This is a genomic window from Legionella nigrisilvae (assembly GCF_977063395.2).
Window position 1 is genome coordinate 94,743 of record NZ_CDRUGZ020000044.1, and the last position, 14,314, is coordinate 109,056.

Below are 14,314 nucleotides of genomic sequence, written 5' to 3' on the forward strand. Positions count from 1 at the left end.
TTTTAGGGGGCTATAGTTTCCCAGCAACATTTATGCTGTGTGCATGCTCTTCGACTCCACTTGTGCACTCTAGTCTCATTCATTTTGAACCGGTCTAAGTGGGGTAAGTGCTATAAATCAAAAGCAAGGGTAAATGCGCGTAGAAGATAAAATAGCACTGGGATGAACAGCCCAAATATAAAAATGCCAGTTAGGATAGACATGGAGTAATACTTCGTCCCATCAGACTGAAGTTCATTATTGCCATAGATTTTTTTTCTTTGAGTTAAAAGATAAGTTAAAAGAAGTAGTCCATAAAAACAATAAGAAGCATAACTTATTCGAACTAGGTAATTGGACATGTCTTGGCTATTCATATTATCAATAGGCAAATTGATAAGGAAAAAACTTACCAGCCAAATAAACATTGTTTTGGTCGCATTATTTTGTTCCTCTAAGGCCGAAAACCAAGTAAGGATTAGGGGGAAAATCAATAAAGGAAAATAATAAGACCAACCTAAAGGACTCATAAGTAACATCATAGCCAATGTCAAACAAAAAGGTTGATGATTTATTGGATCATTTTCAGTGGGACCTAACTTTCTCCAGTACCACAGGAACAAAATTAAAAGCAACACTGCATACAATATATTAATGGGTATTAAGTAGGACTTATTAGGAATTATTTCACCTCCAAAAAAAAGACGATAAATGAAACCATAAATGGAAGCATTCCAACCATCCCCATACCAAAATACGCCCGTCATCATTTTGAAATATTGTTGATAAAGCATTGGTCCTTTTAATACAGCAGGTAAAAACGAAGCCACTAAGAAAACCAGTAACATCGTCACAAAAACTCGCTTCCGGCCTTGTTTTAAAACGTAGAAAAATAACAGTGCGGGAAACAATTTAATTGCAATAATAATGCCCCATAATATACCTGCAAAATAATCGCGATGATTCCAATAAAAATAATAACCCAGCATGAGGAAAAACAATAAAACACCACCAAATTGCTGTGTTACAAAATTCATTAATGTCGGAAAAAATGCGAAATAAAGTAGATATAAATTGATATGATTTTTTTGGAAAAATTGAGAAGAGAAGGCATAATAAAACGCAATCCGTGTGCCAATTACTCCCAAAACAAGAGAAAGACAAAACCATACAACTAATCCATTTAAGTAACTTAACTTCGCCAAAAAGCTAAAGCTCCACACAACAAATGGTGGATTTACATTGGCAGGTAACATCTTTAAGGAAGACATATACATTATAGAAAAATTTATATAAGGATTTTCTCCTTGTAATACTGCTTGACACGAATAATAAAGAGATGAGAAATCACTTTTTTGATAACGCATAAAAATGAAGAAGGAGAGCAAACAATAGAAGCTCAACAGCAGGAGAATGCCTATTTTTTGGTAGCGACTCATCCAATATATTTCCTTGAATTTTTTCTTATTAAATAGCACGTCCTCTGTGACTTATCAAAATACTACCTTTGATTACATAAGGCATCAAAAATTGCCATCCGTACGAAAACCCCATTAGCAACTTGATTTAATATAAAAGAGTTCGGCCCATCGGCCACATCACTGTCTATTTCAACACCACGATTTATAGGTCCCGGGTGCATCACCATTACATCCGGACGAGTATATGCTAGACTTCCCTTGGTTAACGCAAAATCACGTCGATAAGAATCCAGATCCAAATGATCTGACTCCAATAAACGCTCGCGTTGAACCCGCAAACAAATCACGACATCAGCATTAGTTAATCCATCGCGTAGATCGTGAGTAACCCGCCCATAATGCAAGCTCTTTGGCTGCCATAGTTCCGGCGCAACCAAAACAAGCTCACCTACACCCAGTTGTGCACAAATCCATTGAAAGGAATTCGCTACACGTGAGTGTCTAATATTTCCCAAAATAGCTATTTTTAATTGATCCAACCGTGGTTTTTGTTCAAGGATCGTCATCATATCCAGCAAAGCCTGACTTGGATGAGCATGGGTACCATCCCCAGCGTTTATTATATGGACACTATTTCCAATTTGATTTACTAAACTTTGTTGTAAACCCTCTTGTGAATGACGAATTACAAAATACTGAATTCCCATTGCAGCCAAGGTACGGATTGTATCTTCAATAATCTCTCCCTTAGTTTCAGAAGAGCTTTGTAAGTCTAAATTGATTACTGGCATCGATAAACGCTGGGCAGCCAATTCAAAACTCACCCGAGTGCGAGTACTGTTTTCATAAAACAAATTCGCAACAGTATGTTGTGCATAGGAAGGATATTGGGATGAGTTATGATTTTTGAAATAAACCGCGCGTTGGAGTAAAGACTCAATCTGTTGTCGTGATAATTGACTAATTTCTAAAAAATGATTCATAAAACCCTTATCTTTTTAACTTAACTCCCAGGGTCTAGGGTCTTCCTCATTTCGCAAGATGGAACTCAACGCTCTGATTTTAAACACCTTATCAGATAAGCCAAGATAGGAGAAAGGAACAGCCCTATTCAGGATGTTGTAACCATTGCTCAAGTATAACACAAGCCGCTATACTATCTACCTCAGATTGTTTGATTTTACGATATCCACCCTGTGCAAACAATTGCTCCCTGGCTTCCACCGTAGAGAGTCGTTCATCAACTAAATGAACCGGCAAAGAAAATCGCTTGCGCAATTCTTTGGCGAATCGACGTGCGGCAGATGTTGTATATAATTCACTGCCATCAATACACGTGGGAATCCCAACAATTAATCCTTGAGGTGACCATTCCGTAATCAATTTGGCGACTGCACTCCAATCAGGAACACCTATTCGAGCATTAAGCGTTGAAAGAGGAGAAGCACTACACGTGAGCTGTTGTCCTACTGCAACACCAATGCGTTTATAACCAAAATCAAAACCTATGAAAACAGGACTAGGCATGGCCGATATATGAACTCAGTTGACTCATTTTGACCCCTAAAGTGGATCCCGCATACTCCCAACGATCTTCGAAGGGCACCTCATACAGAATTTCGGAGCGGTAGGGGCAAACTAACCATGTATTCTCAAGAATCTCTTTTTCTAGTTGATGCTCTACCCAGCCAGCATAACCTAAAGTTATTAGAACATCTTTAGGTCCTTTGTCCTCTGCAATGGCGCGAATAATATCATTAGATGTGGTTACCGTCACCTCATCTTGCAAAAACAAACTAGAACGCCAACCACCCAATTGTTTATGAATAACAAATCCTCTCTCCGGTTGTACTGGTCCGCCAAACATTAAGGGTAAATGGCTTTGCTCCATACGGACCGGTTCAATATGTAATTGTTCAAAAACAATAGACAACGGAAATTGCATTGGACGATTTATAATCAAGCCTACCGAGCCTTGTTCATGGTGTTCACAAACATAAATAACAGTTCGTTCAAAATTAGGATCATTGAGGGAAGGCATCGCGATCAGCAAGTGATTAGCCAAGGAGCTTATAATTGCCATGAGCCCTCCATAAAGGTCGGTTTATTTAGCTGCTTCTATTTATAATTATACACCAGTTGCTCGTTTTTTATTCAATTATTTAAAGATTATCCGCGACTGAAACTTTTACATAAAGTGTTGCTTGTTGAGAAAATGGCCTTCCTGCTGTATATGAAACCGAAGAGGAATCCGTATCCTTTGTTCCTTCTGGGCTTCCCAAAGAAACCCACTTATTGAGTGGTACCATCAATGTTGTATCTATATTTTGATCATCAAATTGTTGTCCCCCAGCCGGATTTTGTTGTTCACGCACCCGGCGTAGCTTCAATTCGACCTGTGATCCACGCATAATGGGCTGTACTAATAAACCATTTTTGATTTGATGTTGTTGATACTCGATTCCTGTGAAAAAACCCGCCCCTACAGCAGTAACGATGGGTACTTCTTGATCGGTAGATACGAAAGCTGATTCTCCATTCATAACTTTAACCGATTGGGTCCGCTTCACTTCAGCAGGAGATTTCGTACTATAGGTTACCGAATTTTCATTTTGTGCACTAAGCCAATTTGGGTCACCTTGATAAATAGAAATATTAAATGTTACTGGAGGTACATCGATTTGATGTAATATCGTTCTAATTTGGGTTAATGTTTGCGGAGAAACCTGAACAACTAAGGTTTGATCAGAACCACTTATTTTTTCTCCAGTTTGCAGCATAGGTTGCACTAACTGAATAACTTTTTGGGCAGGAACATAATGCAATTCAATTACCTTAGTAATTGTTTCGGAACATACGCTATGTGCTAACAACAATAATCCTATTAGCCAAAATCGCTTCATCCTGAGCTCCTTGTCCCGTTCCTATTTCATCGATTTTATTAAAAAAAAAAGTATTGTGGTAAACCCTAGTATTTTCAATTGTAGACCAATATAAAAAATCATTGCAGCAAATTGAAAATATTTTTATTTTTTTTATTTAAAAAAACAAAGAATAAACCGAAAAATTTGGTGAACTGCAATTCAATTGTTTTGTTCCTGAAAAAGTTTGGGTATACTTCTCAAAAATTTGCCTAAGAGATGCGAATATAATGGGTAGCATATTTAATATGTTTGGTCCTTCACCAATTAGACCGATAGAACAACACATGCGAAAAGTGCACCAATGTGCCAAACAGCTCTACCCATTTTTTGAAGCCGTCCTTAAAAAAGACTGGACGACCGCGAATAGAATAAAAGAAAAAATAATTTCTCTTGAAAAAGAAGCTGATTTAATCAAACGGGATCTACGTCTTCATTTGCCTACTGGACTATTCCTTCCTGTTTCTCGTACTGATCTGCTTGAGTTGCTTAGTGCTCAAGATTTCATAGCGAATAAGACGGAAGATATTGCAATACTCATCATTAGTAGACAAATGACTATCCCAGCAGCAATAGTTTCCATTTTTATGCCTTTTTTAAGTCGTTGTCTTGACGCATCAAAGCAGGCTTGTAAAGCAATTAATGAATTAGATGAATTACTAGAGACAGGTTTCAGGGGCTCAGAAGTAAAGATCGTTGAGGAAATGATCTTAACTCTTTATGAGATTGAACATGACAGTGATGAACGTCTAGCAGATATTCGACATCGTATTTTTGAAATCGAAAAAGATTTATCTGCAATTGATGCGATTTTTCTCTACAAATTGGTCCAATGGATTGATGATTTAGCCGATGGCGCTCAACATGTGGGCAGTCGTCTTCAAATTCTAATCGCGCGGTAGTCAAGTTCTATGGATTATTCAATTATATATCTTCTTGTAGCAGTCATTTTGTGTTTTTTGATGACTTGGGGTGTCGGTGCCAATGATTTAGCCAATGTCATGAGCACTACCATGGGCTCAAAAGCCGTTACCGTCAAGCAAGCAATGCTAATCGCCATAATTTTTGAATTTGCTGGTGCATTTTTAGGTGGAACTGGTGTTACCGAGACAATGCGTGATGGAATTATTAACTCCAGCGAACTTTCTGGACAGCCCTTGATCCTTATAGAAGGAATGTTGGGTGTTTTATTAGCTTGTACTATCTGGATGAATCTCGCGAGCTATCTTGGAGTTCCTGTTTCTATTACTAATGCCTTAGTGGGTTCCATGGTAGGTTTTGGCACGATAGTGCTAGGACCCCAAGCAATTCATTGGAATCAAGTAAGTCGTATTGCCATAAGTTGGATTACCTCCCCGATGATTTCGGGAATTACTGCATTTATATTATTTACGAGTATTCAACAAACTATTTTTGTTAAAAGTAACCCACTAACCAAAGCTAAATTATATATTCCTATTTATCTGTTCCTCATTGGCTCTATTTTGTCATTTATTACCGTATTTAAAGGGCTGAATCATTTTCATATTCATCTGAATTTCAAGCAAAATTTAGCGGTTACTTTAGCAACGAGTATTATTATCACAATTATTGGAATGATAATTATTAAACGCATTCCGGAGCACCCAAGAATAAGACGTAGAGAACGATTTATCCAAGTAGAAAAATATTTTGCTGTACTTATGGCGATGACTGCTTGTGCGATGGCTTTTGCACATGGATCCAATGACGTAGCCTTAGCAGTGGGCCCCCTTTCCATCATTTACAGCTTGATCATGAGTTCACATCAAGTTTTTAATGCCAATAATTACCCCGCATGGATTATCTTATTAGGTTGTGTGGGTGTAGTTACAGGCCTGCTTATGTACGGTAGAAAAGTCATTGAAACCGTAGGTAGCGCAATCACCGCTCTGACTCCTAGTCGCGCCTTTGCAGCAACGCTTTCAGCCGCAACTACTGTAGTAGTAGCAACAAGTACAGGTATTCCCGTTTCAGCAACGCAAACATTAGTAGGCGCTGTTCTTGGAGTGGGTTTGGCACGAGGTATCGGTGCGTTGAATCTGATTGTAATCCGTAACATCTTTATGTCATGGGTTTTAACATTACCTGCCGCATCTATTCTGACGATTCTAGCTTACAAAGCATTACATTTCTTTTTGGGCTAATAAGTGTGTGTAGGCCGGTGTAGCAACGCAAAATCTGGATGAAGAGTCCCGGGTTTCAGCTTAGGCCTTCACCCAGACTACAATGGCTAATTGTACATCCCTTCTTGATGTAGAAAAGAAGCTCTCCCCTTAGACCTCCTGAGAGAATGGTGTATCAACGATTTATAAGCATATAAGGGTATAAAAACATCTGAGGAAAAATTTTGATTGCTAAGCTAAGCAACGATTAAAATTCTTCCCAGATCTCACCTTTTTCATTAACATAATCTTTATTATCACGCATCATAAAAATACGCTTGTGCTTGTTAATTTCTTTTACTTGAGATGCAGATTTATTATGAGTTGCATCAAATTCAAAGAAAAATTTATCATAAGGACTAACATAAGCTTTATCTATATCATCGGAATTCATAACCAATCCAAATAACAATAATTTAAACCAGGTATTTTATAGCTTTTTTATCTAAGTTACCATTACTCTAACTTTTTAAAAAATTAGGAGCGAGGGATGAGTTTAAAGAAAGCGGAGTTACACGTCCATTTGGAAGGTAGCATCACTCCTGGATTAGCCGCAAAGCTGGCTGCACGGAATAAATTAGCTCTGCCTGAAGGCCTGGTTGCCCCTGATGGAAAAAGCTATTTATCTAAAGACTTTCTCGATTTCTTAAAGGTGTATGATACGTTGGCCTCGGTAATTCGATATCCTCAAGATTATTATGATATCACCTTTGACTATTTACGAGCTCGCGCCCAAGAAGATGCAATTTATATAGAAATGATGTATTCACCTGACCACGCAGAACTATCCAGTAAAATTCCTTCCGCAGAACATCTGTCAGCAATCCAACAAGCAATTGACGATGCTAAAGATCAATTCAATATCGTAGGACGTATTTTAATTACTGCCGTGCGTCATTTTGGAGTGGAAGCAGTAGAGCATGTTGCAAAACAAACTCATAAAGATAGATTTCCTTGTGTCACCGGCTTTGGTTTAGGCGGGGATGAAGCGAAATTTCCTCCTAAACTATTCAGTAAGGCGTACCATATTGCGGCGGATGCAGGGTTACAATGCACCGTTCATGCCGGAGAATTTGCTCCTGCGGACGGTATGGTTGAGGCAATGGAAAATCTACCCATCCAACGTATTGGACATGGGGTTAATTCCATTTATTCACCAGATACCATGGCAATGGTAAAAGAAAGGAATATCACATTAGAAATTTGCCCCACCAGTAATATCTTTTTGGGCTTATTTAGAGATATGAATAATCACCCCTTGCCAAAATTTTATGATGCGGGCATTAAAATTAGTATCAATTCAGACGATCCACCCTTTATGAGTACTACTTTAGGTCAGGAGTATCAACGCGTACAAAAGTCATATAACTACAGCGATGAAACAATGAATGCAATAACGCGTATGTCCATAGAAGCTGCTTTTGTTGATGAAAAAACAAAAGCCGAACTTTTAGCAAGAATTTGATTCGATTAAATTGCACTCTGGGTTAAGGTTTGATTCTTAACCCAGAATCCTGGCCCCAAAAATCTGGACTTCTTGTGGGCAGGTTATGAGGGTTAATCATTGCGATGCAACTCACCCATTAGCTGTTCAATATAACGTCTGCAGGTCAAAGGATTATGCAAAAAATTAATAATACGACGAGTCCCACCCGTACCCGTGATGCTAATCATCCCATAACCCAAAAGGCTGCCCATAATAGATTGACGGATGTCGATCGCTTCGATTTTGCTTAATGGAATATCAATTGTTTGTCTCACAACGACGCCAGTGCGTATAATCACGTGATTTTTCTTGATTGTGAGCGAAGAAAAATAATAGGTCATCCAAGTTATGCCAATCCATAACAAGGATAGCGCAGCAAACCCGTATCCAAGTTTATGTAAAAAATCGATTTCCACATAATTAACAATGATTAAAGCGGCACATAACGCAACAACTGGCCAAAAAAATATAATCCAATGCATGCGGGTAAAATAAATAACATTAGTGTCGTAGGGCTTCTCAAACATTGATTCACCTATAATCCTGAAAGTCTACTGAAAAATTATAATATTGCATTTAGCTCGAATTTACTATTCTATACTTCTTACGGAGTATATACTAACTCTCTTACATTTTTTTATTTAGACTCAAAAAATGCGCTCTATCAGTCGTTGCCTCAATAAACAACTTGCTGACCTATGTCAACGCTCTGTTCAATTAGAAGAGCTCGCGAATAAAATAAAGCTTATGCTTCCGGATGTTTTAGCAAATCAATGTCAAGTTGGCAGTTTTAATAAAGGTTGTTTGCTATTAACAACAACTGACGCTGCCTGGGCAACACAATTACGGTATGCGATTCCTGAATTGCGGGATAAATTACGCAAAGAAGCCGGTATGTATCAACTTTCTTCAATTAAGGTGACGGTTATTGAACCCCTGATTGAGTACGAAAAAACATCCCCGTCCAAACATTCATTATCAAAAAAAGCTAAGGAAATTATAATTAGCGAAAGTCAGCAGTGTAATTATGAACCGTTACAAAAGGCGTTATTGCATTTAGCGCATGGTGATAATTAGATACATATAATTAAAATGCAGTCAAAAAAGTTTGTATGCATCCATAGAATAAAATTAACTTGTTATTGCATCCTAAGGCCAACGAAGTGAAAACGGTTTGGTTTATTTATCTCTATAAAATTCCAGATCGCGCTTCACCTATCCACCTACAAATACTCATAATTGATAAAAATTATTTGTTTCAGCCAACGCAGTTGCAAAACGACGGCTTACCCATTCCGATCCAAGATAAGCAAAACAATCTTGTAGATAATCAGTCAGTTCTACTTCTTCCATAACATGTTCTTGCCCACTTGGCTCAACATCATGATGAAAATAGCAATCAAAAAAGCGCATTGAAAAATCGACATAATCTCGGGTATGAAGAATAAAGGTGTGCCACAGTTCATCAAGAATAAGCAAAGGGCCAAAAAGGTAGGTTTTTTTACCTTGTTTTGCCCTGTGCACATTTAACCACATCCAAGCCAATAAATCAGCGAATAAAGCCTGGCCTTCAGGCTCAGAAAAGTCCGGATGATGAGAGCAAAAATGCTTCACTACTGTATTATTTTTATAACCCAGTAGCTCGGACAAACCAATCATCCACAACACGCTTTTTTGGTGCTTGGTTTTTGGGTTACATATCGTATGATACGACAAATCATTTCTTCTTTAGTCATCATTATCTCCACAATAAATTGTATACAGTGCAGAAAGTCTAACCAATGTTCACAATGGAAGCAATTTAATTATTTTTTATATCTACAGCATACGGCACAATCTTCTGAGAATTCAGGAGATTGTGCCAAAATATTTACCAAATTACACAGCGGTTCTTATTCACCATGGGGCTGTCGTTAGGAATATGGAACGCTTCCTGAAATTGAGGAATATTCGCTAAGCTTCCATTTACTCTATATTGTGCTGGAGGATGGGGATCGGTAGTGACCTGATTACGCAGTTGTTGTGGTCGAATGTTCATCGCCCAAACATGTGCTGTTGCGATAAAAAATTGTTGATCCGGTGTCAAACCGCCAATTGTAGGCGCATTTTTATAAGCATCCGAATGCTTAAACGCTCTATAGGCTAATGTAATTCCCCCTAAGTCTGCCGCAGCTTCTCCTACAACCAATTTTCCTTGGACATGTAAATTATCCTCTACGGTATATTGAGAGAACTGGTTCACAATACATTGGGTTGCAGCCTTGAATTTTTCTAAATCACTCGGGGTCCACCAATTTTGTAAGTTACCATGGCCATCAAATTGTGCACCTTGATCATCAAACCCATGAGTCATTTCATGTCCCATTACAAAACCAATTGCTCCATAATTTACAGCAGCTGGTGCATTAGGGTCAAAAAACGGTGATTGAAGAATCCCTGCTGGAATATTTAAATTGTTCATCGAAGGATCATAATACGCATTGATGGTTTGTGGTGTCATGACCCATTCGGTTCTATCTATAGGCTTACCAATTTTGTTAAGATCACGCTTCGTCAAAAATTCATTAGCACGAATTACATTTAAAACGTATGGCCCTCTATTAATGACCAATTTAGAGTAATCTCTCCACTTGGAGGGGTAACCTACTCGTTCTTCCATCATTGCAAGTTTTTTCAATGCTGCTTCACGAGTTGCAGGAGTCATCCAAGATAGCGTGCTAATGTCTTCTTGAAGGACTGTGCGAATATTTTTAAGTATATCCAATGCTTGTTTTTTATCTTCGGGAGAAAAATAGCGGTCCACATACATTTTACCTATAGCAAAACCCAAGGCCCCATTTTCAGTAGCAACAACTCGTTTCCACCGTGGCAGTATTTTCTCAGCCCCCGTAAGAACCGAAACCATTTTAAAATTTTGATCTACAAAAGGTGCAGACAAATACGAAGCAAAGGCATCAATTAAATGCCAACGCAAATATGTTTTCCAATCATCTAAAGAGACCGTTTTTAATTGATTGTTCATATCCTTAAAAAAACCAGGCATTGCTAAATTAATACTTTTGATTTGGGCAAGTCCCATAGCTGAAAAATACGCTGGCCAGGAAAAATTGGGTGTAACTTGAGCAAGTTGGGCCCTATCCATAATATGATACACCGCATGAGGATCTCGTTGTTCTATCTGGGACATAGAAGCCTTGGCCATTTGTGTTTCTAACTTCATTACGATCATGGCTTCAGCAGCTGCTTTATCAGGAGAATCACCTAAGAGCTCAAACATTTTGCGTATATGGTTTATATAAGCCTCTCGAATTTGTTTAAATTTAGGATCATCTTTTAAATAATAATCGCGATCGGGCAATCCTAATCCGCCCTGCATGGCCGCAGCTATCATATCCTTACTGTTTTTAAAATCTTGCATGCTGCCGAAATTGAAAAAAACATCAACTCCAATTTGATGCAAATGAGCTATTTCATTTTGTAGATCAGTTAAAGTTTTTAAATGATTAATGCGATCAAATTCTGGTTGCAAGGGTTTAATACCCAATTGATTAATGCTAGCTTCATCCATCCCGCTAAAATAAAAGTCACCCACTTTTTGCTCTATGCTACCTTGTTTTGCATTTGTATTTTTAGCAGCATCGATTAGCATGTGATGAATGATATTTTGCACTTTCTCATTAATCAGATTAAAGCTTCCCCAACTCGAATAATCAGGAGGAATGGGATTGTTTTTTTTCCAGTTGCCCACTGCATAAGCATAAAAATCTTTACTGGGTGAGACAGTGGTATCCAACCAATCCATGTGCAGTGCTTGTTCAGCATTTGTCTTGGGCGTTTCTTCAGTGCTGGTAGAATATATTGAAGTACTGCATAACAAAGCAAAAGTAAAAAGACTAATATTTAGTTTCATGCTACAACGCTCCCTTGCCAACATTTATGTTAATTCACTAGGAATCCGAAAACGTAGCCAGGAGGAGGCAAATCATAACCAGGGGACATATGCGGTTCTGTTTTCCTGGGTTACGAACATTGTCTTCCCCAGGCTACATTCCTACGCTTCGACAGGATAAAATTCAGTGTGCATTGTAGGGAGATATTCTTCTTTATCAAAATAAGTATATTCCCAAGCGTCTTGTCTTATCATTAGCTCACGCAACAATCTATTATTGAGTTCATGACCAGATTTGTACCCTTCAAATGCACCAATCAAACTAGAACCTAACAAGTATAGGTCGCCAATCGCATCCAATACCTTATGAGAAACAAATTCTGATTCAAAACGAAGTCCATCGTCGTTGAGAACGCGATAATCATCGACAACTATTGCATTATCCAAGCTTCCGCCTTTTGCTAAATCACATTCCCTTAATTTCTCATAGTCGGATAGGAATCCAAAAGTACGTGCTCTACATACCTCTTTCACATAGGAAGTTGTTGAGAAATCAAAACTTACAGTTTGTGGCTTATCATTGAACGCTGGATGATCAAAGTCAATGGTGAACGCAATTTTATACCCATCATAAGGATAAAATTGAACGTATTTTCCATTGTCCTCTACCCGAATGGGTTTAAGAATACGAATGTATTTTTTAGGTGCGTTTTGTTCACGTATTCCTGCTGATTGGATCAAGAATACAAAAGGAGCCGCACTACCATCCATAATGGGTAACTCTGGAGCATTCACATCAATATACGCATTATCTATTCCTAATCCTGCTAATGCCGATAGCAAATGTTCCACAGTAGCAATTTTTACTGCTCCATGGTGTAATGTGGTGCATAACATAGTATCGCCCACGTTTTCATATGACGCAGGTATTTCCACTACGGGAGAAAGATCCACCCGTCTAAAAACTATGCCTGTATTAACAGGGGCAGGTCTCAAGGTTAACAGCACTTTTTCACCGGAATGCAATCCTACACCAGTTGCCTGGATCACCTTTTTAGGAGTTCTTTGTTTTGTCATTCAGTGCTCACCTTGTTCCTCATATATCGTTTTTAAATTTTTTATTTTGCACGCAAAACCTAGTGATCGTATCAATATTTTAATATTTAGTCTAATTATTTTTTATCAAAAAATTAAACGGCCCTTCATCTACGCTGCTGCAGATGAAGGGATGTAACGTATAATTATGCCTCTTCTTGCCGGCGTAAAAATGCTGGAATATCAAGATAATCTACATCTGGAATGCTGTCGCCATTATGTTTTGCGCCCGAGGACATACCTGATTGAGCTTGTTTGCGAACTACAGCGGGTCTATCTAATTGTTGATAATCCAAAGAGCCATCACTGCGCGTTGTTTCAAGCAAACGTGCACGATGAGATTGGGGTTGGGATTGTTGGTGGCGTTGTCGTCCATCGCCTAACCCAGTTACAATCACTGTTACGCGCATTTCATCGGTCATGTCTGGATCAATTACTGTTCCAACTACCACTGTTGCATCATCAGAAATGAATTCTTTAACTACATCCCCGACTTCTTCAAACTCACCTATTGACATGTCAAGACCAGCAGTAATATTGACCAAAATTCCTCGTGCGCCAGAGAAGTTTACATCCTCTAATAATGGAGATGCAATGGCTGCTTCTGCAGCTTGACGTGCTCTTTGTTCACCTACGGCACTACCAGTACCCATCATAGCCATACCCATTTCCGACATCACTGTACGTACGTCTGCAAAATCAACGTTAATCAGACCCGGACGAGTAATTAAATCAGAAATTCCTTTTACTGCACCAAGTAAGACATTATTTGCTGCCTTGAACGCATTAAGAAGACTGATGTTTTTTCCCAAAACACTGAGTAATTTATTATTCGGTATGGTGATTAATGAATCCACATGTTCTGCTAAGCGACGGATTCCATCCTCTGCAGCCAATGCGCGTTGCTTACCTTCAAAAGAAAATGGTTTAGTAACGACTGCTACAGTTAAAATACCTAGTTCTTTAGCAATTTCTGCGAAAACCGGAGCCGCCCCTGTACCAGTTCCACCTCCCATGCCTGCGGTAATGAATACCATATCTGCACCACTTAAGATTTCACGGATATGATCTCTATCTTCTTCGGCTGCCTCGCGACCTATTTGTGGGTTTGCACCTGCACCCAAGCCTTTAGTCAGTTCGTCACCTAGTTGAATATGTATTTTTGCATTTGAGCCTCTCAGAGCTTGTGCGTCAGTATTCGCACAAATAAACTCAACTCCATCAATATTTTCTGCAACCATATGTTGGACGGCATTACCACCACCACCGCCAACACCTACTACTTTAATAACAGCATTATTATCTTGGTGTTGGCCTTCCATTAATTCAAACATAACCTG

General features: G+C 38.6%; 15 protein-coding genes. 4 read left to right on the top strand and 11 right to left on the bottom strand.

Annotated features, from left to right (window positions below):
- Positions 1–110: 110 nt before the first annotated feature.
- From ACWTE2_RS32755 to ACWTE2_RS32775, 5 genes are all read right to left on the bottom strand, one after another.
- The gene (locus ACWTE2_RS32755; RefSeq protein ID WP_454786056.1) at positions 111–1,418 is read right to left on the bottom strand and encodes a glycosyltransferase family 87 protein; all 1,308 of its coding nucleotides are present in this window, start codon (positions 1,416–1,418) and stop codon (positions 111–113) included.
- Positions 1,419–1,480: 62 nt separating this feature from the next.
- Positions 1,481–2,383: an aspartate carbamoyltransferase catalytic subunit gene (locus tag ACWTE2_RS32760; RefSeq protein ID WP_454786057.1), complete on the bottom strand. Its 903-nt coding sequence runs from the start codon at positions 2,381–2,383 to the stop codon at positions 1,481–1,483.
- Between the two features lie 124 nt (positions 2,384–2,507).
- The gene (gene ruvX, locus ACWTE2_RS32765) at positions 2,508–2,927 is read right to left on the bottom strand and encodes a Holliday junction resolvase RuvX (protein WP_182391510.1); all 420 of its coding nucleotides are present in this window, start codon (positions 2,925–2,927) and stop codon (positions 2,508–2,510) included.
- Positions 2,920–3,483 carry a YqgE/AlgH family protein gene (locus tag ACWTE2_RS32770; RefSeq protein ID WP_182391511.1) on the bottom strand — a complete coding sequence of 188 codons (564 nt, stop codon included), beginning with the start codon at positions 3,481–3,483 and terminating at the stop codon, positions 2,920–2,922. The genes ruvX and ACWTE2_RS32770 overlap by 8 nt, the downstream gene beginning before the upstream one ends.
- Before the next feature lie 79 nt (positions 3,484–3,562).
- Complete coding sequence (locus ACWTE2_RS32775; RefSeq protein WP_454786058.1) at positions 3,563–4,303, bottom strand: type II/III secretion system protein; 741 nt, start codon at positions 4,301–4,303, stop codon at positions 3,563–3,565.
- A 248-nt stretch (positions 4,304–4,551) separates the two neighbouring features.
- Between ACWTE2_RS32775 and ACWTE2_RS32780 the strand changes: the two genes are divergently transcribed.
- Positions 4,552–5,223, top strand: coding sequence for a TIGR00153 family protein (locus ACWTE2_RS32780; protein WP_454786059.1), 672 nt, complete (start codon positions 4,552–4,554; stop codon positions 5,221–5,223).
- 9 nt (positions 5,224–5,232) lie between these two features.
- Positions 5,233–6,486 carry an inorganic phosphate transporter gene (locus ACWTE2_RS32785; protein WP_182391513.1) on the top strand — a complete coding sequence of 418 codons (1,254 nt, stop codon included), beginning with the start codon at positions 5,233–5,235 and terminating at the stop codon, positions 6,484–6,486.
- Positions 6,487–6,712: 226 nt separating this feature from the next.
- Here ACWTE2_RS32785 and ACWTE2_RS32790 read toward each other — a convergent pair whose 3' ends face one another.
- Positions 6,713–6,898: a CBU_0585 family protein gene (locus tag ACWTE2_RS32790; protein ID WP_182391514.1), complete on the bottom strand. Its 186-nt coding sequence runs from the start codon at positions 6,896–6,898 to the stop codon at positions 6,713–6,715.
- A 96-nt stretch (positions 6,899–6,994) separates the two neighbouring features.
- Here ACWTE2_RS32790 and ACWTE2_RS32795 point away from each other — a divergent pair, with 96 nt between their 5' ends.
- Positions 6,995–7,969 (top strand): adenosine deaminase, encoded by a 975-nt coding sequence (locus ACWTE2_RS32795; RefSeq protein WP_454786060.1) that lies wholly within the window; start codon positions 6,995–6,997, stop codon positions 7,967–7,969.
- 92 nt (positions 7,970–8,061) lie between these two features.
- Here the strand turns inward: ACWTE2_RS32795 and ACWTE2_RS32800 are convergent, their stop codons facing one another.
- Complete coding sequence (locus tag ACWTE2_RS32800) at positions 8,062–8,517, bottom strand: PH domain-containing protein (protein ID WP_182391516.1); 456 nt, start codon at positions 8,515–8,517, stop codon at positions 8,062–8,064.
- A 127-nt stretch (positions 8,518–8,644) separates the two neighbouring features.
- Here ACWTE2_RS32800 and ACWTE2_RS32805 point away from each other — a divergent pair, with 127 nt between their 5' ends.
- Positions 8,645–9,067, top strand: a complete 423-nt coding sequence (locus tag ACWTE2_RS32805) for a DciA family protein (RefSeq protein WP_182391517.1) — start codon at positions 8,645–8,647, stop codon at positions 9,065–9,067.
- A gap of 156 nt (positions 9,068–9,223) precedes the next feature.
- On the opposite strand, the gene ACWTE2_RS32810 is transcribed toward ACWTE2_RS32805, so the two are convergent.
- The 4 genes from ACWTE2_RS32810 to ftsZ form a co-directional block, all read right to left on the bottom strand.
- Positions 9,224–9,649: a glycine-rich domain-containing protein gene (locus tag ACWTE2_RS32810; protein ID WP_454786061.1), complete on the bottom strand. Its 426-nt coding sequence runs from the start codon at positions 9,647–9,649 to the stop codon at positions 9,224–9,226.
- Positions 9,650–9,860: 211 nt separating this feature from the next.
- Positions 9,861–11,900: a M13 family metallopeptidase gene (locus ACWTE2_RS32815; protein ID WP_182391518.1), complete on the bottom strand. Its 2,040-nt coding sequence runs from the start codon at positions 11,898–11,900 to the stop codon at positions 9,861–9,863.
- A 141-nt stretch (positions 11,901–12,041) separates the two neighbouring features.
- A complete protein-coding gene (gene lpxC, locus ACWTE2_RS32820; protein WP_182391519.1) occupies positions 12,042–12,956 on the bottom strand; it encodes a UDP-3-O-acyl-N-acetylglucosamine deacetylase in 915 nt (304 codons plus the stop codon).
- A gap of 164 nt (positions 12,957–13,120) precedes the next feature.
- Positions 13,121–14,308, bottom strand: coding sequence for a cell division protein FtsZ (gene ftsZ / locus ACWTE2_RS32825; protein WP_182391520.1), 1,188 nt, complete (start codon positions 14,306–14,308; stop codon positions 13,121–13,123).
- Positions 14,309–14,314 lie beyond the last annotated feature (6 nt).

What these genes read in the sequence shown, in the direction of transcription:
- ACWTE2_RS32770 (WP_182391511.1), bottom strand. Translation starts at nt 3,483, where the DNA reads ATGGCAATTATAAGCTCCTTGGCTAATCACTTGCTGATCGCGATGCCT.
- ACWTE2_RS32815 (WP_182391518.1), bottom strand. Translation starts at nt 11,900, where the DNA reads ATGAAACTAAATATTAGTCTTTTTACTTTTGCTTTGTTATGCAGTACT.
- ACWTE2_RS32810 (WP_454786061.1), bottom strand. Translation starts at nt 9,649, where the DNA reads ATGATTGGTTTGTCCGAGCTACTGGGTTATAAAAATAATACAGTAGTG.
- ACWTE2_RS32755 (WP_454786056.1), bottom strand. Translation starts at nt 1,418, where the DNA reads ATGAGTCGCTACCAAAAAATAGGCATTCTCCTGCTGTTGAGCTTCTAT.
- ACWTE2_RS32775 (WP_454786058.1), bottom strand. Translation starts at nt 4,303, where the DNA reads ATGAAGCGATTTTGGCTAATAGGATTATTGTTGTTAGCACATAGCGTA.
- lpxC (WP_182391519.1), bottom strand. Translation starts at nt 12,956, where the DNA reads ATGACAAAACAAAGAACTCCTAAAAAGGTGATCCAGGCAACTGGTGTA.
- ftsZ (WP_182391520.1), bottom strand. Translation starts at nt 14,308, where the DNA reads ATGTTTGAATTAATGGAAGGCCAACACCAAGATAATAATGCTGTTATT.
- ACWTE2_RS32795 (WP_454786060.1), top strand. Translation starts at nt 6,995, where the DNA reads ATGAGTTTAAAGAAAGCGGAGTTACACGTCCATTTGGAAGGTAGCATC.
- ACWTE2_RS32785 (WP_182391513.1), top strand. Translation starts at nt 5,233, where the DNA reads ATGGATTATTCAATTATATATCTTCTTGTAGCAGTCATTTTGTGTTTT.
- ACWTE2_RS32780 (WP_454786059.1), top strand. Translation starts at nt 4,552, where the DNA reads ATGGGTAGCATATTTAATATGTTTGGTCCTTCACCAATTAGACCGATA.
- ruvX (WP_182391510.1), bottom strand. Translation starts at nt 2,927, where the DNA reads ATGCCTAGTCCTGTTTTCATAGGTTTTGATTTTGGTTATAAACGCATT.
- ACWTE2_RS32805 (WP_182391517.1), top strand. Translation starts at nt 8,645, where the DNA reads ATGCGCTCTATCAGTCGTTGCCTCAATAAACAACTTGCTGACCTATGT.
- ACWTE2_RS32790 (WP_182391514.1), bottom strand. Translation starts at nt 6,898, where the DNA reads ATGAATTCCGATGATATAGATAAAGCTTATGTTAGTCCTTATGATAAA.
- ACWTE2_RS32760 (WP_454786057.1), bottom strand. Translation starts at nt 2,383, where the DNA reads ATGAATCATTTTTTAGAAATTAGTCAATTATCACGACAACAGATTGAG.
- ACWTE2_RS32800 (WP_182391516.1), bottom strand. Translation starts at nt 8,517, where the DNA reads ATGTTTGAGAAGCCCTACGACACTAATGTTATTTATTTTACCCGCATG.